Source organism: Laceyella sacchari (genome assembly GCF_004343255.1).
Classification (GTDB): Bacteria; Bacillota; Bacilli; order Thermoactinomycetales; family Thermoactinomycetaceae; genus Laceyella; species Laceyella sacchari.
Genome location: NZ_SMDD01000002.1, coordinates 1 through 25,610 on the forward strand (window position 1 = coordinate 1; position 25,610 = coordinate 25,610).

The window sequence follows — 25,610 nt, forward strand, 5'->3', positions numbered from 1 at the left end:
TATCGGAGTTCGTCCCGTCCTTCATCGGCTCCTAGCGCCAAGGCATCCACCGTGTGCCCTTAGTAGCTTAACCTACCAGGTTTATCCGGCATATCACTATGCCGCTCGGTATCTCCTCGGTGATTTGCAACATCGACGATCTAAGAAGGATCTCCTTCTTAACCTCGTTGCTTTATTCCATATCTAATTTTCAAGGTGCGTCTCTCTTTGTTATCACCGCGTCGCGGCGACAAGTAATAATGTACCACGGTTCAAAAATAAATGCAACCCTTTTTTATAAATTTTTTCTCGGTACAAAGCAATGGGACTTTCGCAATCTCACTCCGTCACCAAGTATACTCTGCGCATGATAAAAGCCACAACCTTTGAAACAGAAAAGGCTGTGGCCCATCCACCAGTCTGAACCGCGCTTATAAGTTATTCACCACACTATTGGCTCCACCACTTTCGAGAAGTCTACCTCTTCCTCCTCCGCCTCTTCTCCTTCTTCTACATACCAAAATAACGGATTCTCCCCGGTTCAACCAAATTGTTCGGGTGGACCCGCTTCCACGTCCACAGGTGATATTTGCGGAGCTGTTTCCACATCGGATCCTCACCATCTCCCCACGCTGCAATCCAACGATTCTTGGACGGAACCTCAACCGGCCACATCTTACAATAGCGATTTCGCCACGGCGCAAACGAATGTTAAACTCCTCTCTCCGGTTTGGACGCAAAAGAATTTGACTCACTTGGGAGTGTGTCAATTCAGATGTTCTGATCATTCCCCTTTGGCCTCCTTTTATATGCTCTACCTTACTCTATAAAAGGAAGCAGGAATTTGACTCCGCCATACGGCTAGTTTAATGGAGAAAACTTAAAATGGGTCACAGTAGCCATCCACTCCAAGTCAGGGGCGTCTCTCTCCCTGCAAATAGCGCTTGTCTTTCATAAACAGCCTCCAAAAAATGATAAATCCGGGCAACAAAATAGCCAGCCCCATTGTAAACACTTTTAGCAACGAATAAAAAGTGTTGATTTGTGTGAACGCCTCGTTAACAGTCAAATACGGATAAATGATATATGGCAAATGTGCCGCTCCATAAGCAAAAGTGGCGATAGCATATTGGATGGCAATAGCGATGACCGCCACTCTCGGCCGGCCCACTTTTCCCTCTGGCGTCTTCCACCATAGCGCCAAGTACCCGATTAAAAATGCAAGAATCGACCACACATACCAAACCTTAAATTCTTGCAGGCGCTTCAACAACCAAAACGCTTCCGGTTCCAATGTGTACAGCGTGAAGACAGCCACCAACAACGTGATCGGCCCGAACACAATCGCATGCTTGCGGTATGCGGCGTATGCTTCCTCATCCCCCGATTCCCTCGAGTAGTCTGCCAAAAAGAGTGCCGCCAGGAACAATTCTGAAGTCAAACCAAACAGGATATACAGATAAACCGACGGGCTGGTTAGCAGTTTGTCAAACAAAAGCAGCTCCCGCCCATCTGCCCTTTGGACAAAACCGCCTTGCGTGACAGGCAGCGCACTGATCAACAAGGCGGGGATGAACAGCGCTGTAATCCCGGACACCGCTTGGAGCAACCGCTGATATCCTTCTACATAATAAGCGAAGACCATAAAGGAACTGCGGATGGTGATCAATAGCAAAATGACGCTGACCGGAACAATCAAAACGTTGCCTAGCATGTAGGCTGCCCGGGGGAAAAAGCCAACACCCATGACCACCAATAAAACCAAGATGGTATTGGTCACTTCCCATGTCGGCGATAAGAATCGATTGGCGATTTTGCCCGCTTGCGTTTGTTGGTTTCCGTAGACCATCGCCCAAAAACTGGCGCCAAAATCAATGGAGCCCGCCATGCTGTAGATATAAAGTACAACCCAAACAGCAAGAATGGCGACAGAGGGTTCAATGGGTTGAACCATGGGCATTCACTCCTAACTCTCGGTTAAGCCGATGTAAATCTTGTACCAAGGGATGGCGACGGAAATAGCGGGTCATTACTACAGCTACGATTGTGGCCAAGAAAAGATAGACCAAGGTGAAAAGAACAAACAACACGCCCAAATTTTCCGCTTTGGTAGCTGCTTCGGCTGTAGTTTGAATGCCATAAATGGTCCATGGCTGTCGGCCACTGCAACTAAAAATCCAACCGAATTCAATGGCGATCATGGACAACGGACCCGCCGCGACCAAACACCGTAGTAACCACTCCGGCCAATTCTGTCCGCCGCGTTTCCCACGGCAATAAACAAACAATCCCAGTGCGGCCAACACCAGCAACAACATGCCTAATCCCACCATTACATTGAACAGGGTGTGCGTATAAGCTGGCGGCCATGTCTCACGCGGAAAATCATTTAATCCCTTCACTTCCGTATCAAAACGGTCGCCCGCCAACACGCTCAGCATGTAAGGAATCTCTACTCCATAACGGATTTCTTTTTTTTGATAATCGACATACCCACCCACAGCCAACGGCGCATAGCGTTGGGTTTCAAACAACCCCTCGGCTGCGGCCAACTTTTCCGGGCTATAACGGTGCAAATTTTGTGCTGAACCATGTCCAGACATAGCCGTAAGAAAAGAGAAAATGAAGGCGACGACAAGTGACAAGAGCAACGCCTTGTGGTGAACGCTCCGCTCCTCTTCTTTCCTGTTTTTTAACAAACGATACGCAGCGACCGACACCACGACAAAGGCCCCGGTCATCAGGGCACTAACCACGACATGATAAGCGCTACCGAAAAAGCTAGGGTTAAAAAATGCTTTCCACGGATTGACGTCCGTAATCGTACCGTCCGCTCGCATGGTAAAACCGGCGGGTGTGTTCATCCATGTATTGGCTGACGTGATTAACACAGCCGAAGCGGTGGCTCCCAATGCAACCAGGAACACGGAGACCACTCGAAACGCCGGGGGCAAACGATCAGCTGCATACACATAGATAGATAAAGCCAATGCCTCCAGGAAAAAGGCGAAAATCTCCACCTGAAACGGCACTGAGATAACCTGACCCACAATTTTCATAAATCCGGGCCATAACAAGCTGAGCTGCACGGCTACGATGGTTCCGCTGGGAATAGCCACGCCCAACAAAATGGCGACCGATTTGGTCCAGCGTTTGGCCATGACACTGTAATGAATATCTTTTTTCCACCAATAAAGAAATTCGCTGAGAAACACCATTGCCGAAATCCCGATCCCCAGTGTGGCGAAAATGATGTGAAATGCCAGGGATGTCCCAAAAAAAGCGCGCGCCAGCGTAACTGTATCCATTGACACAACCGCCCTTTCTGCCAAATAATGTAACCTTATTCTTGGCAGTCCGCTCATTTTTATACAAAAGCGGATGGCAGTCCATGTCCTTTCTGATAAAGTTGACTGGCGCGCCTTGGGACGACCGCATTGCCTCGAATGCGCGAATCGACAACTCATTATACATGCAAAAAACACCGCCTTGGCAGCTAAGGCGATGTCCTCACGATAACCAATTCGATTGTCATATCAGCTCTTGCAACAACCGTCCGGGGTCTTTCGTAAACGTTTCAAGTGTCTGGGTGAACCGGATGGCATCAGCCCCATCAATCACTCGATGGTCAAAGCTCAATGAAATGTTCATCCGCCAGCCTACAGTCAATTGCCCTTCTTTCACAACCGGTTTTTGTTCAATCGGATGAAGCGCCAAAATCGCCACTTCCGGAGGATTAATAATAGGAGTGGCCCAAGTCCCTCCAAGCGCCCCTGCATTGCTGATCGTGAAAGTGCTCCCTTTCATCTGCTCCGGTAACAGCTTCCCTGCCCGCGCCGCTTGAGTCAATTCATCAAGCTCCCGCGCCAATTGCTCCATCGTTTTCCGTTCGACCTGCCGCAATACGGGAACCAACAACCCTTTGGGCGTATCGGCCGCAATCCCCAAATGAACGGTATGGTACTGCCGAACCATTTGCGTCTCTTCTATAAAGTGGGCGTTAAATTGAGGATGGCGCTTTAGGGTGTGCGCGACCAACTTGCTGATGATGGCTAGATAGGAAAGGCGAGGTGAACCCTCTTCTCTCTCTGCCATGCGGCGCTGGCGCCACTCTACCAATCCATCCACCGCCAATTCGGCGAAGTGCGTCGCATGCGGCTTGCGAGTCACAGAAAACAGCAAGCGCTCCGCGATCACCTTTCGCAACGGGGACAAGCCGGTTTCGCTCCACTCGCCGGTTTCCGTTGGGGTCGGCATAATAGTTGGTGGCACCATCAACGAACTCTCCGCCTGCGCCACCTGCACGCTTGATTGTTCGCCGTGCATAGCAGCATGGTTGCGCACATCCGCGGCAGTAATCCTCCCATGGGCTCCCGTCCCTTTAACTTCAGTCAGATCAACACCCAGCTCACGGGCAAGCCGGCGTGTCGAAGGAGCAGCCAACACGCGCTTTTTCTTTTGCGGTACGGGTGGCGATGCGTTGGAGTGGGAATCATTCGGTTGGTGCGGAACTTCCTTCGGTTCCTGTTCTCGCCCCGCTTCCGTCCCGATCACATACAGCACCTCACCGACAGGGACGACATCGCCTTCTTTCCATTTCAATTCCGCCATTTTGCCGCTTGCGGGTGCCGGCAATTCTACCACAGCTTTGTCAGTCTGAACTTCTATGACAGGTTGGTTTTCTTCCACTTCGTCTCCTTGTTTGACCAGCCAGCGGACCACCTCGGCTTCAGCCACACCTTCACCGATGTCCGGCAAGCGAAAGGCTAACGACATCCAAGCTCCCTCCTTCTATTCAAACGCCAACACTTGTTCAATCGCTTGGGAAACACGTTTCACATCAGGGCGGAATGCATCTTCCAACGCATACATCGGCACCGGAACATCATAGCCTGTCACCCGTGCAACAGGAGCTTCCAGATAGAGAAAGGCCTGTTCATTGATTAAAGCGGTCAATTCCGCTCCCAGACCCGCCGTTTTCGGTGCCTCGTGCACGATCACTACCCGGCCCGTCTTTTTGACGGATTCAATGATGGTTTCTTCATCCAGCGGATACAAGGAACGCAGATCAATCACGTCACAGGAGACACCTTGTCTCTCCCACTGTTGAGCCGCTTCGGAAGCGACTGGCACCATCGCACCCCAGGCGATCACGGTGAGCTCATCACCTTCGCGCACTTTGCGTGCTTTGCCCAGCGACACTTCAAACCACCCCTCGGGCACTTCTTCCCGCACCGACCGATACAGCCTCATCGGTTCCAAATAAATGACCGGATCTGGATCGTTGATCGCCGCCAGCAATAACCCTTTGGCATCTCTCGGAGTGGCAGGAGTCACCACTTTCAATCCCGGAATATGAACAAAGAGGCTCTCTGTAGAATCGCAATGCAATTCCGGAGCGCGAATCCCACCGCCATACGGAGCGCGAATCACCAACGAAGCCGGATGGGTTCCTTGCGTGCGGGTACGAAGCCGAGCGGCATGGGTGATGATTTGTTCAACCCCTGGATAGATAAAACTCAGGAACTGGATTTCAGCCACTGGTTTTAGACCGTTGATGGCCATGCCGATCGATGTGCCGACAATACCCGCTTCAGCCAACGGCGTATCAATGACACGATCATCGCCAAAAGTTTCCCATAGCCCTTCTGTTGCTCGGAACACTCCGCCGTTGCGACCCACATCTTCGCCAAGCACAATCACCCGTGGATCATGCTCCAAGGCCACCCGCAATGCATCGTTGATCGCCTGCACCAATGTTAATTGCTTCATCCCACTTGCCCACCGCCTTGCTCGCATTGTTGCCGTTGCCGTCGTTCGTTGGGACCCATCTGGGCGTAAACATGCTCAAACAAATGGGTTGCTGGGGGCGGGGTAGCCGATTCCGCCTCACGAATGCCCAAGTCGATGCGCTCTTTACATTCTGCCTCCCAGGCCAACTCGTCCGCATCGGACAACAACCCTTCCGCTTTGAGCAACCGTACATAACGCTGGAGCGGATCTTTTTGCTCAACCCATTCTTTCACTTCAGCTTCAGGTCGATATCGTTTGGCATCATCTGCCGTGGTATGGGAACCTTTGCGGTATGTGACCGCTTCGATGAGCGTCGGCCCACCCCCCGTTTTCGCTTTCGCCACGGCTTGCCGCATCGCGTCATATACGGCCAAAACATCATTGCCATCCACACGGACGCCTTCAAATGCATAGGCTGCCGTTTTTTCTGCTACGGTTTCGGTCGCTGATTGCCTGGAGAAAGGAACGCTGATGGCATACCCATTGTTTTGACAAAACAAGATGACTGGCACTTGAAACACACCGGCAAAATTGCATCCCTCATGAAAATCCCCTTCAGAGGTCGCCCCATCGCCAAAGTAAGCCACAGCCACACTTTCTTCGCCTTTGAGCTTGGCGGCCCAAGCTGCACCAACCGCCTGTGGAATCTGGGTCGCAATCGGAACATACGGCGGCATCAATCGGACACCTTCCGGCGCTTCACATCCCTCTACCCGCCCCATCCAGTACAGGAAGATTTGGGACAAGGGCATGCCGGCAACCATCGCCACCCCATGCTCACGATAACTGGGGAATATCCAATCGGCTCGGGAAAGGGCCAAGGCGCTGCCCACTTGGGCCGCCTCTTGTCCTTCCAATGGGGCGTACGTTCCGATCCGACCTTGGCGTTGCAACAGAACGGCGCGGCGGTCAAACAGCCGCACCATTGTCATCCAACGGTAAAACTGAAGCTTGCTTTCATCAGGAAGCGCCCGCCAGCAGGAGCGGCCCTGCTCGGTCAAATCCCCTTCCGGTGTCACATACTGCACCATCTCTTTATTCAATTGACCGATCACCCGCGTCCCACCTTTCTGTTTTGATTGCGGTCATAACCGAGAATCATTCTGCGCAAATCCGCAATGTTTTCCATCCGCTCCACGACGATGCGATCGGCGGCACGACATGTTGGAATATTCTCTCTTTTGGAACGTTCGCATATTTCAAGCACCATGTCGTAAATTGCTTTGGTTTTGGCCAAGACGCGCTCCGCCTGGTAGCCTTCCAACTCATCAGCCACTTGGATCAGGCCTCCTGCGTTCACCAAATAATCAGGGGCGTACAAAATACCCCTCACATGCAGAAGATCGCCATGTCGATCCTCCTCCAGTTGGTTGTTGGCGGAGCCAACTACAGCTCTGCACTGCAATTCGTCAAGGGTGCGATCGTTGATGATCCCGCCCCGGGCGCAAGGCGCGAAAATATCACAGTCCACCTGATGGATAACATCAACCTGACTAATCTCAACCTGTTCTGGCGCCCGCTGTTTCCACTCCGCACAACGCTCTTCGCATAAATCGGCAATAACCACCAACGCGCCTTCCTCCAACAACATCTCCACCAACTTGCTCCCAACTTTGCCGATTCCCTGCACAGCCACTTTCTTCCCTGCCAGCGACGGCGTTCCCCACAGATGCGCTGCAATGGCTCGCATGCCCTGCAACACGCCCAACGCAGTCGGTATCGAAGTATCTCCGCTCCCCCCATGGGACTGAGGCAGGCCGACAAAAGATGCTGATTCTCTGGCAGCATGAATAAAATCTTCTGGTTCGGTACCCATATCCGTACCCGTGAAAAACCGGCCGTTTAACCCCCCGACAAACCGGCCGACCGCTCGGAACATCTCCGGAGACTTATCTTCTGCGGGATCACCGATAATCACCATTTTCCCCCCGCCAAAGTCCACATCTGCCAAGCCGCATTTATAAGTCATCCCTTTAGAAAGACGCAGGACATCCTCCAGCGCCTCATCTGTTGTTTCATAAGGAATCATTCGACATCCGCCAATGGCCGGCCCCAATGTCGTGTTGTGAATGGCAACAATTGCTTTCAATCCCGTACGCGCATGCCGGCAAAATACCACCTGCTCATGACCGTGTTCCTCCATCAGAGCGAAAACATCACGCATCTGGGCGATTTCCGCCCGTTTCTCTTTTAGCTCAAGGTGATCCATTTTCAGACTCCCCATGATCAACCATCTCCACTTTATTATTCAAAGTCATGCATGTTGATTAGCCAGTGAAACAGAAGCCGGTTTCCCATGCGAAAATCACCGGGAGCACGTTATTCAAGTGATATTGCTGCTGGGAGAAAGCGGGTCTTGATCCTTCTACCCTGGTTGCCCGCTGTCTCCGCCCAGCAAGTGATACAACTCCCAGACAAAGACTTAGAAATGCAAACACAAAACCCGCCTCCGTCCGTATGTTGAATATGGGTAATCAACACGCCCCTTCAAAAGTTTCTTGTTGATCCATCATATGACACTGTGCTGGCAAAGGGTTTATTTTCCCTTGAATTGTGGTTTTCTTTTTTCCGCAAATGCCTGCACACCCTCCAGGAAATCGTGTGTGCGCCCAGCCAACTCTTGCACCTCGGCCTCAAACTCCAGCGCCTCACTGAGGCTAGACTCCATCCCGCGGATGATCGCCCGCTTCGTCAAACCAATAGCCACTGTGGGACCTTCAGCCAATTGCCGAGCAAACGCGAACGCCTCATCAAACAATTTGCCCTCTTCGACCATCCGCTCTGCCAGGCCGATGGAGAGCGCTTCTTCTGCTTCCACATCCCGGCCACTCATCGCCAGTTCCAACGCCTTGCCCAAGCCTACTAAACGTGGCAGAAAATAGCTTGAACCACTGTCAACCGCCAAGCCGATGCGCACAAACGCTTCAACAAACCGGGTTGATGGCGTGATAAAACGAATATCGCAAGCCAAAGCCAAACTACAACCGGCTCCTGCCGCTACACCATTCACTGCCGCAATCACCGGCTTGTCCAGTCCCGACAGTGTTTCAATCAAAGGGTTGTACCGCTCACGCACACTGTCCCCCAAGGCGAAATGGTCTCCCTTTTTCTGCATGGCGGACCGATCTCCAAGATCTTGTCCCGAACAAAACGCTTTGCCGGCCCCAGTGATCAGAACAGCCCGGATGTCATCATCTTGGGCCACTTGTTGTAGCACATCCACCAGCTCCCGGCTCAATTGCTGGTTGATCGCATTGTACACCTTCGGCCGGTTGAGGGTGATTACCCCTACGCCGTCTTGTTTATTCAGTAACACCGTCGCTTCACTCATGATCTGGTTCCTCCCTCATTTCCCCTTAAATTGGGGCTTGCGCTTCTCCATGAATGCTTTCATTCCTTCCTGCTGGTCTTCCGAAGAAAACAGCAAGTAAAACGCATGTTGCTCAAACTGCAATCCTTGCTCTACGGTCAACTCTTGCGCTCGGTTGACCGCCTGCTTGGCCAAACGGACGGCGATAGGAGGCTTCCGAGCAATCTCCCCGGCCAAAGCCAATGCTTCTTCCTCTACCTGCGCATCCGGCACAACGCGGTTGACCAAGCCCCAAGCTAGCGCCTCGTCTGCCGTCAACATCCGGCCGGTGAGAATCAGCTCCATGGCCTTCGCTTTGCCAATCGCCTTGGTTAACCGCTGAGTACCGCCCGCCCCCGGCATCACGCCGATGTTGATTTCCGGTTGGCCAAATTTGGCCGACTCTCCTGCGATAATCATGTCACAGCACATGGCGAGTTCATTCCCACCACCCAAGGCATATCCCTTGACTGCGGCGATGAGCGGCTTAGCAACCCGACGAATGCGCTCCCAATCGGCAAAATAAGGCTGGTTAACAAAGTCGACCGCATCCATGCTGGCCAACTCCTGAATATCAGCGCCAGCAGCAAACGCTTTATCTCCACCAGTCAAGACAATCGCGCGCACCCCGTCTTCCCGATCCAACTCTTCCAACAGATCAGCCAGCCGTTTCACCAATGCTTGGTTCAAGGCGTTTAGCACATGCGGCCGGTGCAAACGGAGCAATGCAACATGGTCTTTGGTTTCAACCATTATGCGCGCTTCGCTCATTTTGTCCCTCCTCCATCTTCCATACATCCAATCTGGTGTTTATCCAGCTTTGATATGTTGGAAGCGATTACAAATAAACTTTTTTAAAAAAACTCTCTTTTCTGATGATACGATTTTATTTTACCAAACAAGCGATTGTTTGTCAGTTTGTTACACAACAGCTGTCCAGCATCACAGTACAAAAGTCTTGTGCTTCTGGGCACCATGAAAAAAGCACCCCTTTGAAAGGGATGCCTTGCCATTTATCTTTGCTCTCCGGATGCCAACACATATTTGGCGGTTTCTTCAACGCATTCTTCGCAAATGATTTTTTCTCGGAAATAAAAGAGTTTATCGGCGTTTCCGCATAAGACGCATGTGGGGTTATATTTTTTTAAGACAATACTATTATTGTCAACATATATTTCCACCCCGTCATGGGGATTGATATTCATCATATCCCTAAGTTCTTTGGGCAAAACGATGCGTCCTAGGTGGTCTACTTTCCGAACGATCCCGATTCCCTTCATAGGTTGGCCCCTCTCTTTTCTGTTGAAGCTGGTGGGAGGTGTCAGCTTGCAACTGAAAATGCGAGCCTTGCCGTGGACTAGGCTGGTATCGGACGGTGTAATGTGCTATGGCGTCTTTTGCGTCGATCCAGTGTTTGTGTCGGTGCTTTGTGATGTGTCCGTATTAGTATTGTGATCCGTTGGCGGTTGATTTGTCCCGCCTGTGTCACCCGTACCCGAATGATCTTGCTCAGGCTGCTCGTTATTCGGCTCAGGTTGCGGTTCTTGTGTTGGTTCATCCTGCTTGTTTGGCGTTGTGGCCGGTGGCTTCGGCTCATCTGTCGTGCGCGGTTCCTGTTTCGTCTCGGTTGCCTTCGGCTGTTCTTTCTCGATGATGTCCACAATCTCCGGCAACACTTCTGGTTTACTTAACATCTCAGAAACCGGCGGCACTTCCAACGCCAGCTCTGTCAATGGCGTTTCTTCCATCTCTTCAGCTTCCAATTGTTTGCCTTCTTTTTTAGCTATCAGCCAAGCAGCGTACTTCACAGGAGATAAGCCGAATTGGCTTGCTTTGCTTTTCACTTTTTTGGGAACGACTAATGATCGTACTTCCAATTGCAAATTTTCCTGCTTGCTCTTGTTGTCCAGGATCGTTTTGAGATGATCCAGCGTTTCTTCACTATTTTTCTCTTCTTTATAACCGGACAACACCACTTGGTCTTTTTGTTGTACATAGCCGTGTTGCTTGGCTTTTCCTAAGAAATCGATAACGAATTGGTTGAGGCTCTCTTTTTTCCATTCTTCCCCATCCAATAATTGTTTGGCTGTCTTGTTCAGCGGATGGAGTTCCACTATATTGCGCTCTTCATCTATGCCTATTTCCACACTCGGATTCACATCAACATAAATGTATGTTTGAGCATCAACCTGATCTGGAGCCAGCTGCGGCAAAACGAAAAACATCCCCAGTACGGCGGCGGCTGCAACGGAGACAAATGCCGGGACAAGCCTCCGGCGATTGCGCTTCGTCGCTTGGAAAGTGATTTCCTCCCCAACCAATAAGGAAGGATTGGTTCTTGGTACTTTGATAAAATCGCCTTCTGGGGTGAGCACAATCCAATGCCGTGATTGCACTTCCATTATAATTCCTTTGTGCATAAGGTCCGCCCCCCCTTTCTCCCCGTCACAATCCAATATAACTTCGCAACAAACCAAGATCCTCCACTCGAACAATCGTCAACGCGATCAAATAATCGCGGTGCCTGCTTAGCGTTCGGCGATGCATACCTAAAGCTTTAGCCAATTCTTTGTCAGGTCTTTTCTGTGTATAAAATTTATGTAGCAAGCTTTGATCCGCTACAAGCTGTCTGGCTATCTGGAAGAGATTTTCACGCGTGTCACGATGCTTGGGCTTTTTCTTGGCCAAATCATTCAAGCTGATGTCAAATTTGGCTAGAGCTTTGATGAAAATTTCAATTTCCATCCTGCGCATGCGATCCAACTCTTCATTGTTATGCCTTTCAAAGGATACGGATACAAGTTCTTGATTTTGGTTTTCATCAGCCCGTGTGCCAGTCCCGCCCATCGGCAACACTCGATGATGCTTGCCCTCTTGACGGAAATAATCGACTAAGCGGCGCTGGATCACTTTGTAAGCGAAGGATAAAAATGAAGCATTAAAATCAGGTTTGAATTTCTCCAACGCTTCATCCAGCGCCCGATAAGCAATCATATACTCATCATCTTGCTGCGTTATCACTCTCCGGCAAACCCGGGAAGCGATTCGACGAACGTGAGGTTCCAATTCACGCAACAAATCGTCTCTCTGTTCAGGAGAGTGAGCAGTTTGCACCTGTAACACACGTGCTTCTAAATCTGTAGTTCCCCGGAACATGCAATACCGACACCTCTCCCTATCTATTTATTCGCATCGTTTCCCTTTTTTTGTGTCTCTCTTCGCGGAAGCAAGATCATTTTACCATGTTTGCCCACATATTTGACTAATTAAAAGAAAGATTTTTTAAAAACATAAAATAATCAACCCTTTTATATTCGGTCAGGATAAAAGAAATTGGTTCCCTTTAACAGGAAACCAACGATTTTTAAAATTATTTAAAAATGAATCGAACAGAAACCTCTGTGTTTAAATATTTTACCCCTATAGACCGTTCTTCAGTTTGTATGATTATCTCCCATTTTTCGTATGATTTCAACAGCTGCACGATTCTCTAAAGACGATAAATCCCCGATCTCCCGCCCCAGATAGGCGCTTCGGATGACGCGGCGCAAAATTTTGCCGTTTCGTGTCTTCGGCAACTCGTCAACGACAAGAACGCGTTTCGGCTTCAACGCTTTCCCCATCTTCTCGCCAACAAAGTGAATCAACTCCCGTTCTATGTCCTCTCCCGCATCCGGCTCCACTTTTAACACAACAAAACACACCGCGCATTCGCCTTTGACCGAATCTGGAACACCGATGGTGGCCGCTTCTAAGACATCTGGATGGTCCACCAGTACCGACTCCATTTCTGCTGGTCCCATTCGTTTGCCGGCGATGTTGAGAGTGTCGTCCGAACGCCCCGTGATAAACCACTGCCCTTCTTCATCAATGGCCACCCAATCCCCATGCACCCATGTTTGGGGCCAACGCCGCCAATACGCCTCTTCATACCGGTCGTCATCCTGCCAAAAGCCGTTGGTCATGCCGACCCAAGGCTGACGCAACACCAGTTCGCCCACTTCGCCGCGCACCGGGTTTCCCTGTTCATCCCACACATCGGCATCCATTCCTAGCAAAGGGCCGGCAAAACCGCACGGTGCAATCGGTTTGAAAAAGTGATTACCCAAGATGCCCCCTGACACCTCTGTTCCGCCTGAGTAGTTGAAAATGGGGATCTGCTTTCGTCCCACTTGCTCAAACAGCCACATCCACGGCTCTGGATTCCATGGTTCGCCCGTGGAGCCGAACACCCGGAGCGAGCTTAAGTCGTTTCCTTCCAGCCACGATTCCCCTTCTTTCATCAAAGAACGGATCAAGGTTGGGGAGATGCCCAAGTGCGTCACCCCATGCCGCGCGACCAATTGCCACAACCGATTTGGCTGGGGATAGTCAGGAGTGCCTTCGTACAACAGCATGGTGCTACCCATCAGTAAAGAGCCAAACACCATCCACGGCCCCATCATCCAACCCATATCCGTCACCCAGAACAGTACATCTCCAGGCCCCACATCAAAAGCGTACCCCGTATCAAATGCGGCCTTGAGCGGGAAACCGCTGTGGGTGTGAACCGTTCCTTTCGGCTTGCCCGTGGTGCCAGAAGTATAGATGATCATCAATGGCTCACTGGCATCGGTATCAACGGGTGGAAGCGGTTCCATCTCTTTCATCAACTCATCCCAACTTACATCCCGCGAATCATGCCAAGGACATTCTCTCCCCAGCCTCCGCACCACAATCACCTTTTCAAGCGATGGAGACAATTGCGCAGCCCGGTCAGCTTCTTCTTTCATCGCCACTGTCTTTCCGCGGCGCTTGTAACCGTCCGCCGTAATGAGCCACTTCGCTTCACAGCCTTGCATTCGAGTCGCCACCGCTTCCGCGCCGTAACCGGAAAAACACGGGGTGAAAATCGCGCCCAGCCGGGCAATCGCCAGCATCGCCACCACATTCTCCACGATCATGGGCAGATACAACGCAACCCGGTCACCCCGTCGGACGCCCAATTCACGTAACCCGCGAGCGCAACGGTTCACCTCGCGCAACAATTCGCGGTACGTCAGTTTTTCCGTCGCGCCGTCGTCGCCTTCCCAGATCAGGGCAAGCTGGTGGCGTCTGGCTGGATCTTCCGCAAACCGATCCAGCGCGTTGACAGAAATATTTAACCTCCCCCCGACAAACCAGCGCGGCCAAGCGATGCCTCTCTCCAAATCGACTGCTTTTGTATAAGGTACCGTCCAAGCAAGCGACATGTCTTTGGCTACTTCATCCCAAAACCAACCAATATCCTTAATTGACGCTTGGTAAAATGCATCATAATCTTCATACCCCAACTTCTGCATCAGACGATATAGCCTTGTCTGCTCGATCATCTCCCGCTTGGGAAACCAAACCGGTTTATACATGGTACCACTCCATTTCCCACATGAAATATCAGGGCTCGTTGTACATTCATTTTAACTTTCCAATTGAAAAATCACAATATTGAATGATTTTAGTCTTTAATCACACACAAAAAACACCCCCTGTCTGCATACCAGGGAGTGCTACGCATTGGGAAGGCGATTTGCCTAATCAATTTATTCAGTTACCCGCTGTGCTTGTAATGCGGCGAATTTTTTTCTGAAGAACAAGAAATACACAATGTAGCAGATGATGATCGCCGGCACACCGAAGGTGATCGCACTGCGGGTGGCAGGATCAAACCACTGGCTCACCAAAACCACCAAGTTGATCACAAAGGCCAAGATCGGCACAATCGGGAACAGCGGAGTCTTAAATTTCAGATCTTCCACTTTCCCACCTTCTTTCACATATTTGATGCGGAAGAAGAATTGGGATGCGGCAATCGACATCCAAGCCAGCACCGCCGTCACTCCGGCGATGGAAAGCAAGCTCATATAAATGGTGTCTTCTGCGAAACGATAGGACAACAGGGATAGACAGGCAAAGCCCATGCTGAGGATCAACGCATTTAGCGGCACACCCTTTTTGGTCACTTTGCCGAATATTGGGCTTGCCATGCCATTGTGTGACAAGGAGTACAACATCCGGGTCGTCGCGTACAATCCGGAGTTGGCAACAGACAACAGCGCCATCAAGATGACGAAGTTCATTACGTCTGCAGCGTAAGGAATGCCCAGCTTCTCAAATGCTACGACAAACGGGCTTTCCATCACACCAGCTTCTTTCCAGGGAATCAAGCCAGCCAACACAAAAATCGCCAGACCGAAGAAAAGAATCGTACGCCAGACGGTTTGATTGATTGCCCGTGGGATGGTCTTATCAGGATTCTCACTTTCTCCCGAGGCGATCCCGATCAATTCGGTTCCTTGGAATGAGAAGTTTACTGCCAACATGGTCATCAAGACCGCACCAAATCCATTGGGAAACAAGCCGTCTTTCGTAAAGTTATTCAGCATCGGAGCAGCTTCTCCGCCTTTCAACGTGATAAAGCCGAACATTGCCGCTCCACCCAGGATAATAAAGACAATAATCGTTAACACTTTAATGCTGGAAAACCAAAATTCCGTCTCCGCGAAGCCCTTTGCAGAGAAAGCGTTTACAACGAACAGAATAATTCCAAACACCAAACACCATACCCACAGGGAAACATCAGGAAACCAACGATCCATCAACATTCCGATCGAGATCAACTCGAGCGCCACAGTTACCGCCCAGCCGAGCCAATACAGCCAGCCGATCGTAAAACCCGTCGCTGGATTAATAAATCTCGTCGTATAGTCTTGGAATGATCCTGCAACAGGATAGGCGACAGCCAATTCCCCCAAACATAGCATAATCAGGTACATGCTCAAACCGCCGATGAGGTAAGATAATACCGCACCAAATGGACCGGCTTGCCCCACGGTATATCCCGTGCTCAAAAAGAACCCGGTTCCAATCACACCCCCAAGGGCAATCATAAACAAGTGGCGGCTTTTCATTGTCCTTTTCAATTCTTGCTGCTGATTAGTTTCGTGCATTAATCCTCCTCCTCGTCACTGCAACGCAATCTATCATATGTCGATATTATAATTTTTTTCAAAAAAAGAAAAGGTTCATTTTTATCCAACTCCAACAATTCCTTTATCTCGTCGTTATTATACCCTTTCGTAGAGAATATATTATATTAAAACTTTATCGCTTCGTAGTATAAATATACACGACAACCAAATAAATAATCAACAGGAAATCACTTCAAAAATAGGGTATAGTATTGAATACATATAGCGATCAAAGCTATTTTGACACGATTCATTGAATACGAACCTGTATACAATCAATGCAGAAAAGGGCGGAGACAACATGGCAAAACGCACCATTAAGAAAGAATTGGTAACGAGCCGCTGGCTGAATGAAACCAAAGAAATCCTCATTTATCTGCCTCCCGGCCACGAAACATTGACCGACTTGCCACTGCTGGTGCTTCATGACGGGCCCGATTATTTCAACTTGGGCCGCATCGTCACCCAAGCGACGCCATTGATCGAAGCCGGAGAACTTACACCCTTCGCCATGATGGCGATTCCGGTGAACAAAGAGCGCCGCACCAGCGAATATTCGCCGATCGGAGAGCGGCAAGTGTCGCATATGAGCATGGTGGTTGAAGAATTGCTTCCCTTGGTGCGGAGCCGTTACCCCATCAGTCCGAAACGGGATGACCTGGTGATAGGCGGCTCCTCTCTTGGTGGCACCGTCTCATTGCATTTGGCGCTTCAATATCCTGATGTTTGTTCCCGCGTTTTATCCCAGTCAGGAGCATTCCTGCAACAAACCATTGATGAAGTGATGCGGCAACCCAGCCTCTCACACCTTCAGATTTATCAATCGATCGGCTTGTCGGAGATTGCGGTTCCCACACATATGGGCACCCTTGACTTGGTCGCACGCAATCGCGAAATGAAACGCCATTTGCTTGAAAAAAATGCAAAAGTGGCCTATTACGAGGAAGAGGGAGACCATACATGGGGATTCTGGCAGCGTGAACTGCCCCGTGCCTTGCGCCTGTTTTTCGGGCAATAACAAAAAAGCCATGACAAGTTTACTCACTTGTCATGGCTTTTTGATTAAGACGAGCTGCCGCAACCAGAGCTGGAACTGGAACAGCTGGAACTCGAACAACTGGAGTTCCCGGAATCAGAATCGCCCGAACCCCCAGAATCTCCCCCGTTGTCGATACTGGCACATCCAAACTCATCCGAGCCGGAGCTCGAATGATGGGCTTTCGCGGACGGTGATTGGAGCCGCGCCAGTTGCGTTGCAAAGTCTTCATCATGATAAGCGGATAAAAACAAGACGCTTGTCAACATGAGCAACGCTTCATTCGATTGCGGTACCAAGCTCTTACGGTAACGCTTGAATTTCGTCACCGTGTGTCCCTCTTTGGCGACCACCTCATCAATTTTGGCCAATTGCCCTTTCAGATACACGATCAAGGATGAAACCAGCTTAGCCACATGCGGTACCTGTTCTTGAGTACGAGTATTGAAATAGCGGCTCGCAATCTCTTCCACATCATCTTCCTTTAACGCCCAGATCAGCTCACGGCGAAGCGGGTGACGCAAAAAGGCGCCCCATGTTTGCGAACTGTATTTGGTCGGTTTGAACAGGCAAACATAGATCACATCAAACCATGCCCGCTCGTAGGGGTCAGGCGCTTGATCGCCATCATTTGGGGAGTGATGCAAAGTGGTTCTTAAGAAACGGCGTGAGAAATCTTCGTATTCGCGGGTAAACATCAGCATCTCATGCCACACTTCATCCACTTCCCGGCTGTACATGGGAACACTCTTCAACAGCGCGGTCATCACCAAGTACCGTTTCCACTCAAACCAGCGATTTTCCCATTCGGTCAAACCCACTTTATGCTCGCGGAAAACGCGTTCCTTTACACGCGCCACATAGGTTTCATCTAACGCGTTGTCCAGGTGATCGATGAGTGCTTTCAATTCCTGCGCAAACTCTTCACTGTGTTCTTGCATCCCCAAGTCGGGCAAAATATACGACTGGCTGGGGCGGGGCTTTTTAGCTGAGCGGTACAGCGCATTGACCAAAATGATAATCGCAATGAAAAAGGCCAGTAATATAAACGCTACTCCCTCCACATGAACCACCCTTTCGCTTTCACTGTCAAGGCTCCCTCGTCCTGGGGCTTTCAAAAAAGAGAGCACTCCCCGGAAAAACAGGGGAGTCCTCACATCAATCACAATATTTGTCGTAAGCGTTGGTCAGATTGGCCGCAATCTCTTCAAGCGGCACATTCTCAATCTCATGACGGTGAACCATATGTACCAGTTGGCCGTCTTTCAACAACGCAAACGACGGAGATGACGGCGGTTGACCTACCAAATAGGCACGGGCCCGCTCCGTCGCTTCGCGGTCTTGGCCGGCAAACACCGTATACCAATGATCGGGAACTTTATCATGCTTCAACGACAGCGCGACGGCAGGACGAGCCAGACCGGCCGCACAGCCGCACACCGAGTTGATCACGAGCAAGGTGGTCCCTTTGGCACCTTCCCCTTTCAGCGCCTCATCCACTTCTTCAGGGGTACGCAACTCCTTCACACCGATCGAAGTCAACTCATCGCGCATATGTTGAACCATTGTCTGCATTTGTTGCAAGTAGAAGTTTTCAGTCACTTGCTCTTCCCTCCTTTGCCCTTATTGTATCCCATCCCAGCTGGAACTTAAATCCCTTTGATCACGGCCATGGGATGACATTTGGCCACAACCGAAGCTAGACCTGCGCCAACGACAGAATCGATGATTTGATCCACATCTTTGTACGCCTGCGGGCATTCATCCAAGATGTCGCGCAACGTGCGTTGATTCACCATAATCTCTTCTTCCGTACCTACTCTCATCGACTGGGCAAATTGGTCGATCGTAACCACCTGTTTGGTCGCTTTGCGCGAGCGGACACGGCCCGCTCCATGGCAAATCGAATAGAAATTCTTTTCTCCCGCCTTTTCCCCGACCATAATGTAAGAAGCCGTTCCCATCGACCCGGGGATGAGTGCAGGATGACCCGTCTCTTTGTACGGTTTGGCGTTGAGGAAATGACCGGCCGGCAAAGCACGGGTCGTCCCCTTGCGGTGTACCAGCATCGTTCTGTTGCGGTGAAACTCTTGCAGGGCATAATTGTGCATCAAATCATACAGAACCGGCATCTCAAAGGCGGAGCCAAACACATCTTTCAAACCTTGGCGCACACCAAACGCGATCATGTGACGGTTGACGACTGCATAATTCAAAGCCGAATACATCAGGTTGATGTAGCGTTGTCCCTCAGCGCTCTGGATCGGTGCGTATACCAAGGTAGGATCAGGATTCTCAATTCCCCATAAATCCATCGCGTTGCGAAAGTCGCGGGTGTACTGATTCCCCATCATCCCACCCCAAGCACGAGAGCCGGAATGGATCATTACCACCACTTGCCCGTCAAACATCCCCCACTTGGCGGCGATATCACGCTTCGCTTCATTGATTTCCAAGGTTTGAATTTCGATAAAATGGTTGCCGCCACCTAATGTCCCGATCGTTTGCCAAGCGCGTGCCCACATCTTATCTGGGACGGCGGACAAGTAATCTTTGACAAATTTAAACTTGGCATGTTCCACATGAGTGAGGGATCTGCTTTTTTTCGACGGCTTTTCGTCGGGGATGTAGGAGACCGGCAGGCCTTCAATCCCCTCAGTTACCACCTTTTCCACCTCTATATTGCTATAGGACGAAGATTGACGTTCGTTGACGGGTACATATTTCTCAATTGATTCAATCATTTCACGCCGCAACGACTTCGACTGGATGTCGTCCTTGGTAAGCGGTGTCAGATGCACCCTCATGCCGCAGCCGATATCAGAACCGACGATGGACGGAGAGACAAATCCATCCTTCATGTTCCAGACCGCCGTTGTTCCGATACACGTACCCACCCCCACGTGAGCATCGGGAGTATAGCTCATATAGACATTGCGCGGAATGCGCAAATTGTTATCAGCCATGTCGTAAACGCGTTGTTCCAAGGATGCGAATACTTCATCATTGGCAAACACATGTAATGTGCCGTGCGCCAATGACAGTTCACGATGATTGTTTCCATGATGTTTAATCATACCTTTTCCCCTTTGCACCCGTTGCCACTGCGACCAGACGGGGGAGAAACCCCTGAGCCCGGCTTATCGCGTAAGGGGCAACCGGCGATTTGAATAATTATGCGCGATCTTTTGTAAAGAACGATATTTTCCGATGATTTTTTTAAAAGTAAAATGGCCGGCGAGTCAAAAAAATTTTTTCAAAAACTACGGTTACCCATGAAGAACGTCCACATGTTCCCCTCTGATTTTCCACGTGCATCCACTTTTGAAACATTTAATCACACAAAAAACCCCCGGAGCTAGTTCGCTCCGAGGGTGACATCCTCATCGGTTATCCACGCGTTCCGGATAGAGATCATGTTGCGCCAATCGCTGTTCGGCAATCCGCTCCCACCGCGTACCCGGTTTGCCGTAATTGGCATACGGGTCAATGCTGATCCCGCCGCGCGGCAGGAATTTCCCCCACACCTCAATATATTTGGGGTCCATTTTCTCAATCAAGTCTTTCATGATCGTCACAATACAATTTTCATGAAAGTCTCCATGGTTGCGATAACTGAACAGATACAGCTTAAGCGATTTGCTTTCAACCAGCTTCTGGTCCGGCACGTAACTAATATAAATCGTGGCGAAATCCGGCTGGTTGGTAATAGGGCACAAGCTGGTGAATTCCGGGCAGTTGAATTTCACGAAATAATCCGTGCCCGGATGCTTGTTGTCGAAGGTTTCCAACACATCCGGATTGTATTGGAACACATAATCAGTTTTAGCTCCGAGAGCATGGAGCTGGAGCTCCTGTCGCTTCTCACTCATCTAGTTGCCTCCTTACACCCTTTCATAACGGGCAAACGCTTCATTGGTTTCTTCTACTTCCACCCATTTCACAATGGGGCGGTTGGATTTTTGCTCGCATAATTCCTCAATCGTTAAAAAGAACACTTCCGCCACTTTCTCCGTGGTCGGGGCATGTCCCCCTTGCGCGGGGTCGAACTCAGGAAATTCATTTAACAGATTATGATCGTATTTCTTCTCGATGGCATGTTTTACTTGACGAAAGTCGATCAACATCTGCTGTTCATCCAATTGCGTCCCCTCTACGCAAAAAGTGATTTTGTAATTGTGCCCGTGCAACCGATCGCACTTGCCCGCACCAGGCACGCGATGGGCACAAGAAATCCAAAAGTGCTTGACCAACGTATATTTCCCAGGCATGATTCTCACCCGATCTTCGTTTTATATGGGATAGGATCTTGTACGCCGTTCTCCTTGAAGCCCTTCAATCGCAAGAGACAGCTGTCACACTCCCCGCAAGCCTCCTCTTCCCCTTGGTAGCAGGAGGTGGTCAATTCATATGGGACGCCCAGCTCCAGGCCTCGTGCGATGATTTCACCTTTGGTCAGCGAAATGAGCGGCGTCGCGATTCGCAATTTCTCATCCGAGGTGACGCCCAGCTTGGTGGCCAGGTTAATGGTTTCTTCCATCGATTTGATAAATTCCGGACGACAATCGGGATAGCCGCTATAATCCACGGCCGTGACGCCGGTGTACAGCACTTGCGCACCGATCACTTCCGCATAAGCCGTCGCCAACGACAAGAAGATTAAATTGCGGGCAGGCACATAGGTAGACGGAATCCCCTCACCCACTCCCTCCGTGGGCACTTCCATCGCCGTGTCGGTCAGGCTGCTGCCACCGATTTGGCCGAGGAAGGAAACATCCACCACTTTGTGGCGTTCAGCCACCCCATAGTGTGCCGCAACTTTGCGGGCATGCTCCACTTCTTTGTCATGGCGTTGGTTGTAATGAAATGTGATGGGGTACAACTCATACCCTTCTGCCAAGGCTATCCCCATGCAAGTGGTGCTGTCTAACCCCCCGCTCAACACGATGACCGCTTTTTTGCTCATTCCTGCTCACACTCCTCTAGCATTTGGGTCCCAAATCACTTTATGCAATTGCAAATTCAACTTCACTTGCGTCAAACGCTCTGCTAACATCCGCTCGACCAAGCGGGCTGGTGGCATGCTTTCCCACACCGGACTGAACAGTGGGACGCCCCGTTTCATCCGCTGTCTCACTACTTCAACCGCCACATCAAAATCCGTATCGTCGGCGATGACAAACTTCACTTCGTCCGTATCACGCAAAAAAGTGAAGTTCTCCTCGATCATCTTCTCCTGTTCCCCGCTGGCTGGCAGTTTATAGTCAAGGACAAACCGAACCTTTTGCCCCCGCTCGGGATTGGCTTCCCGCCAAGCATGAAACGGAGCCAAATGAATGGCGCCATTGGTCTCAATGTGGATGTCCGCCACTTCTTCCAGCTGTGCCAACGCCTCAATGAGCATAAGTGACTTCTCCCCGTGGATGAGCGGCTCCCCGCCCGTCAAGCAAATACGGGGGTGACCGTACCTTTTCACTTCTGCCACAATCTCAGCGATGGTAGCGAAAAATTCCGGCTTGGCCGGCGCATAACTGTAAGGCGTATCACACCACGTACAGCGCAGGTTGCAGTTGAACACCCGCACAAACGTCGTCGGATACCCAGCCTGTGTCCCTTCCCCCTCTACGGTCTCAAACAGTTCGACCATGGGTAGTTTCACTTCATCTATCGTTTGATGCGCTTGTGGCACAAATGCACCTCTTCTCTTTTACAACAAAATGGGGCAACACACTCCGGTCGCCGCTATGAAAAACACCTACTAGCCATGCTAGCAAAAGGGCTTCCCTCTTAGCAATAGGAAGATGATTGGCAATGTCAAAAAAGAAACACAGAAGGCCGTAACGATCTCTCTCATACATTAAGCAAACAATACCCGTATCGTTGTGACCGCATCTAACACCAATGGTACAACCGGAAGACATCCATTGTTTCCCCACCTTGAATCCTCTGCCCGTTAACAAACCCTGAATCTTGGATCGGAGCGGCGGCAACAGTCCAAAAGGGTCTTACTGCTCCATTTGCCATGAAGCTTCTACTGCCCGACTTGCCACTTGCTTCAACACGTGGGCGCTCTCTTCCTCTGGCGGGGTGGAAATACCAGACGGGGGAAACATCCCGGCACACGGGCGGGGCTGCTCAAATGCACCATTTCGCCGCACACTTGCAATCGCCGTTCCCATGCGCGCACCATGGGTAGTTCAGACCCAGCCGGCAACTGGCTTGAGCGGCTGGCAGCAACCACTTGCCGCGCCAGTTGTTCAGCCAAAGGAACCCGAGACGCCCGATCCTCCACAAAACCAAACGTTTGCATGACAAAGAGCGGGTGCGGCAACTGCTTCATTCCACCCGCGTCAACTACTTGGGCCTCGTCGATGCGGAAGGGACTTACGTCGTTCCGTTCAACGATGTCTGGTAATCAAGATGCGATTTATTTTCATGGAAGCAAAAGCGGGCGGAAAGCAGATGCGCTAAGCACCGCCACCAGCCCGCTCTGTTTCACTTTAGCCCAAGAGTACAAAACCATCGTCGTGTCCACTGTCCCGGCCGAGACCGGCACGTCTTACACCGGCGTCATGTTGTTTGGAAACGTCGCTCCCATCACCGATCTCGCCGAAGCCACCGCAGCACCGGAAGCACTTTGCTACGGCAGTCGTACCCAGCGAGATGACCTGTAAAAATCTTGACCGGCATGGCTAACTGCCAATTTCCTTGAACAGACTGAAAAAGAGAGGGAGTCAGGTGGCAAAAACGACCGATGATATGTATACATGGACTTTTACCGACGATGAAGCTGTAGTGATCAATTTCGCCTTGGATCAAATCATCGTGATGAATGGCACCAGCAACAGTGCCAACGCATAAAACAAATCCTGTTAAACCGGTTTGAAGTCGAGCTGTAACAATGACAGGAACGCCGCTTTGCAGGCGTTCTTCTTTTATTTTTACCGCAATCACGCCAAGCCCATGGGGCTGTCCGCCTCAGTCATCATCGTTGTCATGCTTGCGCTTCTTTTTATACTCATCTTTATCATGCTTGTCGTCATCCTCCAGATCGTCGCTCGACGACGTCCCATTTGCGTCGATTTCTGACTGGGAAGTGGGTGGATCAGAAACAGTCGGTATTGCTTTGCCGTCACCCATCCCTTTGGCCGCTAGCAGCGCGATAATGAAAATACCAAGAAACACAAAAGATGAGACATACATTTTACGGTATTTGGCCCTGCTCAAGGAAGGAAGTTTCCCATGTTTCGCTTTTTCCACTTGGGACCTGTACAAAGTGAACAGAAAAGTGAAGACAAACCCCAAAAAGCATCCCATTGCCGCCACTTTCATAACGCCATGCTCCCCTTTCCCTTTTGCTCTCTAGTTTTTATATCACAAACGAAGCGCCTCTCTTCCCACATTTTACGAACCCTCACCACACTGTCACAAGTGAGTGAGGCCCCTTTGTGTTTTTTAGGGGCCTCACTCACGCACCAACTTGCCCATCCGCTGGGCTGACTCTTTGAGACTGGGCACACACTGTACCATTTTCTTGACATTCATGCGGGAAACAGGGCCGGACACCGCCAGCGCCGCCACCAATCTCCCTTGCCGTGAAAATACAGGCACACTGACCGCCGCGGTTCCCGCTTCCCGCTCTTCAACGCTGATGGCGTAGCCGTCGTCGTGGATGCGCTGCAATTGTTCCAAATATACTTCCTTGCTGACATTGTCAGGCCAATCGGGATCTGCCAGCAACTCCTGAAGCTCTTCCTCACTGGCATAAGCCATCAGCACTTTGCTGGAAGCCCCCACATACAATGGCAACCGCGCCCCGACCGGCGCCACGCGGCGAATGGCTTGTTTGCTTTCAATCGCCTGGACACGGACTCGCTCTTTGCCGATACGGTAATACAGGCTAACCGTCTCATCCAACTCATCTCGCAATCGTTCCATCTCCGGTAAAAACAGAACGGCCGGTTCGTCTGATTGGTTGAGGCTAGTAGCCAGTTCCCACACGCGGAAACCGAGCTGATACTTGTCCGTCTCCGAATCCCGCTTCACAAATCCCTTACCTTCCAGCGTCGCCAGCAAGCGAAATACTGTGCTTTTATTCAATCCGGTACGCTCGGCGATCTCCATCATGCCCAAGCTCCCTTCATCCACAAAGCAGAGAAGGATATCCAAAGCCCGTTCCGCCGCACGCACGGTTGACTTTTTCTCATCACTCACCGTTTACCCCTCCGGTTTCACTCTACGAAACAACTTTTCACCCATTATACCAAAAACGCGGGATAAACCTACAAGCATGTTTAAGACTCCTCAAACAGGCAGGATGATTACGAAAACCCTTGTGAATACTGCATTCCGACCTTTTGAAAAGAAAGAACGCCCGCCGCTTGCACAAAGATTCCGCGATTTTTCAATGAAAGCACTCTATACAACTTTTCAAAACCATTGTATAATGAAAACGAAATTAGAAACC

Annotated in this window: 26 protein-coding genes and 1 rRNA gene; 3 read left to right on the plus strand and 24 right to left on the minus strand. The window is 50.5% G+C overall.

Annotated features, from left to right (window positions below; genetic code table 11):
- The 14 genes from EDC32_RS07120 to EDC32_RS07185 form a co-directional block, all read right to left on the minus strand.
- Nucleotides 1-73: ribosomal RNA gene (locus tag EDC32_RS07120) — 23S ribosomal RNA — on the minus strand; the annotation flags it as partial.
- Nucleotides 74-892: 819 nt separating this feature from the next.
- Nucleotides 893-1,933 carry a cytochrome d ubiquinol oxidase subunit II gene (locus EDC32_RS07125; protein ID WP_132221015.1) on the minus strand — a complete coding sequence of 347 codons (1,041 nt, stop codon included), beginning with the start codon at nucleotides 1,931-1,933 and terminating at the stop codon, nucleotides 893-895.
- Complete coding sequence (locus EDC32_RS07130; protein WP_132221017.1) at nucleotides 1,917-3,287, minus strand: cytochrome ubiquinol oxidase subunit I; 1,371 nt, start codon at nucleotides 3,285-3,287, stop codon at nucleotides 1,917-1,919. The genes EDC32_RS07125 and EDC32_RS07130 overlap by 17 nt, the downstream gene beginning before the upstream one ends.
- 223 nt (nucleotides 3,288-3,510) lie before the next feature.
- Nucleotides 3,511-4,755: a dihydrolipoamide acetyltransferase family protein gene (locus EDC32_RS07135; RefSeq protein ID WP_132221019.1), complete on the minus strand. Its 1,245-nt coding sequence runs from the start codon at nucleotides 4,753-4,755 to the stop codon at nucleotides 3,511-3,513.
- A gap of 15 nt (nucleotides 4,756-4,770) precedes the next feature.
- Nucleotides 4,771-5,751, minus strand: a complete 981-nt coding sequence (locus tag EDC32_RS07140; RefSeq protein WP_342774497.1) for an alpha-ketoacid dehydrogenase subunit beta — start codon at nucleotides 5,749-5,751, stop codon at nucleotides 4,771-4,773.
- Nucleotides 5,748-6,827 (minus strand): pyruvate dehydrogenase (acetyl-transferring) E1 component subunit alpha, encoded by a 1,080-nt coding sequence (gene pdhA, locus EDC32_RS07145; RefSeq protein WP_246026888.1) that lies wholly within the window; start codon nucleotides 6,825-6,827, stop codon nucleotides 5,748-5,750. Before pdhA ends, EDC32_RS07140 begins: the two co-directional genes overlap by 4 nt.
- Entirely contained in the window at nucleotides 6,824-7,996 is a 1,173-nt protein-coding gene (locus tag EDC32_RS07150; protein WP_132221023.1) for a Leu/Phe/Val dehydrogenase, read from the minus strand. The genes pdhA and EDC32_RS07150 overlap by 4 nt, the downstream gene beginning before the upstream one ends.
- A 312-nt stretch (nucleotides 7,997-8,308) precedes the next feature.
- On the minus strand, nucleotides 8,309-9,103 hold the full coding sequence (locus EDC32_RS07155; protein ID WP_132221025.1) for an enoyl-CoA hydratase-related protein: 795 nt from the start codon (nucleotides 9,101-9,103) through the stop codon (nucleotides 8,309-8,311).
- A gap of 15 nt (nucleotides 9,104-9,118) precedes the next feature.
- Complete coding sequence (locus tag EDC32_RS07160; RefSeq protein WP_132221027.1) at nucleotides 9,119-9,892, minus strand: enoyl-CoA hydratase-related protein; 774 nt, start codon at nucleotides 9,890-9,892, stop codon at nucleotides 9,119-9,121.
- Nucleotides 9,893-10,134: 242 nt separating this feature from the next.
- Nucleotides 10,135-10,401: an AbrB/MazE/SpoVT family DNA-binding domain-containing protein gene (locus tag EDC32_RS07165; protein ID WP_022736964.1), complete on the minus strand. Its 267-nt coding sequence runs from the start codon at nucleotides 10,399-10,401 to the stop codon at nucleotides 10,135-10,137.
- A 105-nt stretch (nucleotides 10,402-10,506) separates the two neighbouring features.
- The gene (locus tag EDC32_RS07170) at nucleotides 10,507-11,541 is read right to left on the minus strand and encodes an anti-sigma-I factor RsgI family protein (protein ID WP_132221029.1); all 1,035 of its coding nucleotides are present in this window, start codon (nucleotides 11,539-11,541) and stop codon (nucleotides 10,507-10,509) included.
- Between the two features lie 25 nt (nucleotides 11,542-11,566).
- On the minus strand, nucleotides 11,567-12,277 hold the full coding sequence (locus EDC32_RS07175) for a sigma-70 family RNA polymerase sigma factor (RefSeq protein WP_102993239.1): 711 nt from the start codon (nucleotides 12,275-12,277) through the stop codon (nucleotides 11,567-11,569).
- Nucleotides 12,278-12,555: 278 nt separating this feature from the next.
- Nucleotides 12,556-14,505 (minus strand): AMP-binding protein, encoded by a 1,950-nt coding sequence (locus EDC32_RS07180; RefSeq protein ID WP_132221031.1) that lies wholly within the window; start codon nucleotides 14,503-14,505, stop codon nucleotides 12,556-12,558.
- A 174-nt stretch (nucleotides 14,506-14,679) separates the two neighbouring features.
- On the minus strand, nucleotides 14,680-16,086 hold the full coding sequence (locus EDC32_RS07185) for an amino acid permease (RefSeq protein WP_132221033.1): 1,407 nt from the start codon (nucleotides 16,084-16,086) through the stop codon (nucleotides 14,680-14,682).
- 322 nt (nucleotides 16,087-16,408) lie between these two features.
- Between EDC32_RS07185 and EDC32_RS07190 the strand changes: the two genes are divergently transcribed.
- Complete coding sequence (locus tag EDC32_RS07190) at nucleotides 16,409-17,125, plus strand: alpha/beta hydrolase (RefSeq protein ID WP_132221035.1); 717 nt, start codon at nucleotides 16,409-16,411, stop codon at nucleotides 17,123-17,125.
- A 44-nt stretch (nucleotides 17,126-17,169) separates the two neighbouring features.
- Here EDC32_RS07190 and EDC32_RS07195 read toward each other — a convergent pair whose 3' ends face one another.
- The 8 genes from EDC32_RS07195 to EDC32_RS16320 form a co-directional block, all read right to left on the minus strand.
- The gene (locus tag EDC32_RS07195; protein ID WP_132221037.1) at nucleotides 17,170-18,261 is read right to left on the minus strand and encodes a glycine-rich domain-containing protein; all 1,092 of its coding nucleotides are present in this window, start codon (nucleotides 18,259-18,261) and stop codon (nucleotides 17,170-17,172) included.
- Nucleotides 18,262-18,301: 40 nt separating this feature from the next.
- Nucleotides 18,302-18,718 carry a BrxA/BrxB family bacilliredoxin gene (locus EDC32_RS07200; protein ID WP_132221994.1) on the minus strand — a complete coding sequence of 139 codons (417 nt, stop codon included), beginning with the start codon at nucleotides 18,716-18,718 and terminating at the stop codon, nucleotides 18,302-18,304.
- A 74-nt stretch (nucleotides 18,719-18,792) separates the two neighbouring features.
- A complete protein-coding gene (locus EDC32_RS07205) occupies nucleotides 18,793-20,220 on the minus strand; it encodes an RtcB family protein (protein ID WP_132221039.1) in 1,428 nt (475 codons plus the stop codon).
- Nucleotides 20,221-20,526: 306 nt separating this feature from the next.
- The gene (gene queF, locus EDC32_RS07210; RefSeq protein WP_022736973.1) at nucleotides 20,527-21,015 is read right to left on the minus strand and encodes a preQ(1) synthase; all 489 of its coding nucleotides are present in this window, start codon (nucleotides 21,013-21,015) and stop codon (nucleotides 20,527-20,529) included.
- Between the two features lie 12 nt (nucleotides 21,016-21,027).
- The gene (locus tag EDC32_RS07215; protein ID WP_132221041.1) at nucleotides 21,028-21,414 is read right to left on the minus strand and encodes a 6-pyruvoyl trahydropterin synthase family protein; all 387 of its coding nucleotides are present in this window, start codon (nucleotides 21,412-21,414) and stop codon (nucleotides 21,028-21,030) included.
- Nucleotides 21,415-21,419: 5 nt separating this feature from the next.
- The gene (queC, locus tag EDC32_RS07220; RefSeq protein WP_132221043.1) at nucleotides 21,420-22,109 is read right to left on the minus strand and encodes a 7-cyano-7-deazaguanine synthase QueC; all 690 of its coding nucleotides are present in this window, start codon (nucleotides 22,107-22,109) and stop codon (nucleotides 21,420-21,422) included.
- A 6-nt stretch (nucleotides 22,110-22,115) separates the two neighbouring features.
- Entirely contained in the window at nucleotides 22,116-22,790 is a 675-nt protein-coding gene (locus EDC32_RS07225; protein WP_132221996.1) for a 7-carboxy-7-deazaguanine synthase QueE, read from the minus strand.
- A gap of 408 nt (nucleotides 22,791-23,198) precedes the next feature.
- Nucleotides 23,199-23,483: a hypothetical protein gene (locus EDC32_RS16320; RefSeq protein WP_158283266.1), complete on the minus strand. Its 285-nt coding sequence runs from the start codon at nucleotides 23,481-23,483 to the stop codon at nucleotides 23,199-23,201.
- Nucleotides 23,484-23,514: 31 nt separating this feature from the next.
- On the opposite strand from EDC32_RS16320, the gene EDC32_RS16325 reads away from it, so the two are divergent.
- Nucleotides 23,515-23,817, plus strand: a complete 303-nt coding sequence (locus EDC32_RS16325) for a pyridoxamine 5'-phosphate oxidase family protein (protein WP_158283267.1) — start codon at nucleotides 23,515-23,517, stop codon at nucleotides 23,815-23,817.
- A gap of 64 nt (nucleotides 23,818-23,881) precedes the next feature.
- Entirely contained in the window at nucleotides 23,882-24,004 is a 123-nt protein-coding gene (locus tag EDC32_RS16720) for a hypothetical protein (RefSeq protein WP_281275215.1), read from the plus strand.
- Nucleotides 24,005-24,121: 117 nt separating this feature from the next.
- Here EDC32_RS16720 and EDC32_RS07235 read toward each other — a convergent pair whose 3' ends face one another.
- Together EDC32_RS07235 and EDC32_RS07240 are read right to left on the minus strand one after the other, a co-directional pair.
- Nucleotides 24,122-24,475, minus strand: a complete 354-nt coding sequence (locus EDC32_RS07235) for a hypothetical protein (protein WP_132221047.1) — start codon at nucleotides 24,473-24,475, stop codon at nucleotides 24,122-24,124.
- Between the two features lie 132 nt (nucleotides 24,476-24,607).
- Complete coding sequence (locus EDC32_RS07240; protein ID WP_132221049.1) at nucleotides 24,608-25,357, minus strand: IclR family transcriptional regulator; 750 nt, start codon at nucleotides 25,355-25,357, stop codon at nucleotides 24,608-24,610.
- Nucleotides 25,358-25,610: the final 253 nt, after the last annotated feature.

Excerpts from the sequence above, each read along its gene's own strand:
- EDC32_RS07160 (WP_132221027.1), bottom strand. The coding sequence starts at position 9,892 with ATGAGCGAAGCGCGCATAATGGTTGAAACCAAAGACCATGTTGCATTG.
- EDC32_RS07175 (WP_102993239.1), bottom strand. The coding sequence starts at position 12,277 with ATGTTCCGGGGAACTACAGATTTAGAAGCACGTGTGTTACAGGTGCAA.
- EDC32_RS16320 (WP_158283266.1), bottom strand. The coding sequence starts at position 23,483 with ATGAAGCAGTTGCCGCACCCGCTCTTTGTCATGCAAACGTTTGGTTTT.
- EDC32_RS07150 (WP_132221023.1), bottom strand. The coding sequence starts at position 7,996 with ATGGGGAGTCTGAAAATGGATCACCTTGAGCTAAAAGAGAAACGGGCG.
- EDC32_RS07215 (WP_132221041.1), bottom strand. The coding sequence starts at position 21,414 with ATGCCTGGGAAATATACGTTGGTCAAGCACTTTTGGATTTCTTGTGCC.
- EDC32_RS07155 (WP_132221025.1), bottom strand. The coding sequence starts at position 9,103 with ATGAGTGAAGCGACGGTGTTACTGAATAAACAAGACGGCGTAGGGGTA.
- EDC32_RS07165 (WP_022736964.1), bottom strand. The coding sequence starts at position 10,401 with ATGAAGGGAATCGGGATCGTTCGGAAAGTAGACCACCTAGGACGCATC.
- EDC32_RS07125 (WP_132221015.1), bottom strand. The coding sequence starts at position 1,933 with ATGGTTCAACCCATTGAACCCTCTGTCGCCATTCTTGCTGTTTGGGTT.
- queF (WP_022736973.1), bottom strand. The coding sequence starts at position 21,015 with ATGAGTGAGAAGCGACAGGAGCTCCAGCTCCATGCTCTCGGAGCTAAA.
- EDC32_RS07140 (WP_342774497.1), bottom strand. The coding sequence starts at position 5,751 with ATGAAGCAATTAACATTGGTGCAGGCGATCAACGATGCATTGCGGGTG.
- EDC32_RS07130 (WP_132221017.1), bottom strand. The coding sequence starts at position 3,287 with ATGGATACAGTTACGCTGGCGCGCGCTTTTTTTGGGACATCCCTGGCA.
- EDC32_RS07180 (WP_132221031.1), bottom strand. The coding sequence starts at position 14,505 with ATGTATAAACCGGTTTGGTTTCCCAAGCGGGAGATGATCGAGCAGACA.
- EDC32_RS07190 (WP_132221035.1), top strand. The coding sequence starts at position 16,409 with ATGGCAAAACGCACCATTAAGAAAGAATTGGTAACGAGCCGCTGGCTG.
- EDC32_RS16325 (WP_158283267.1), top strand. The coding sequence starts at position 23,515 with ATGCGGAAGGGACTTACGTCGTTCCGTTCAACGATGTCTGGTAATCAA.
- EDC32_RS07185 (WP_132221033.1), bottom strand. The coding sequence starts at position 16,086 with ATGCACGAAACTAATCAGCAGCAAGAATTGAAAAGGACAATGAAAAGC.
- EDC32_RS07135 (WP_132221019.1), bottom strand. The coding sequence starts at position 4,755 with ATGTCGTTAGCCTTTCGCTTGCCGGACATCGGTGAAGGTGTGGCTGAA.
- EDC32_RS07170 (WP_132221029.1), bottom strand. The coding sequence starts at position 11,541 with ATGCACAAAGGAATTATAATGGAAGTGCAATCACGGCATTGGATTGTG.
- EDC32_RS07235 (WP_132221047.1), bottom strand. The coding sequence starts at position 24,475 with ATGAAAGTGGCGGCAATGGGATGCTTTTTGGGGTTTGTCTTCACTTTT.
- EDC32_RS07200 (WP_132221994.1), bottom strand. The coding sequence starts at position 18,718 with ATGCAGACAATGGTTCAACATATGCGCGATGAGTTGACTTCGATCGGT.
- EDC32_RS07205 (WP_132221039.1), bottom strand. The coding sequence starts at position 20,220 with ATGATTAAACATCATGGAAACAATCATCGTGAACTGTCATTGGCGCAC.
- EDC32_RS07225 (WP_132221996.1), bottom strand. The coding sequence starts at position 22,790 with ATGGTCGAACTGTTTGAGACCGTAGAGGGGGAAGGGACACAGGCTGGG.
- queC (WP_132221043.1), bottom strand. The coding sequence starts at position 22,109 with ATGAGCAAAAAAGCGGTCATCGTGTTGAGCGGGGGGTTAGACAGCACC.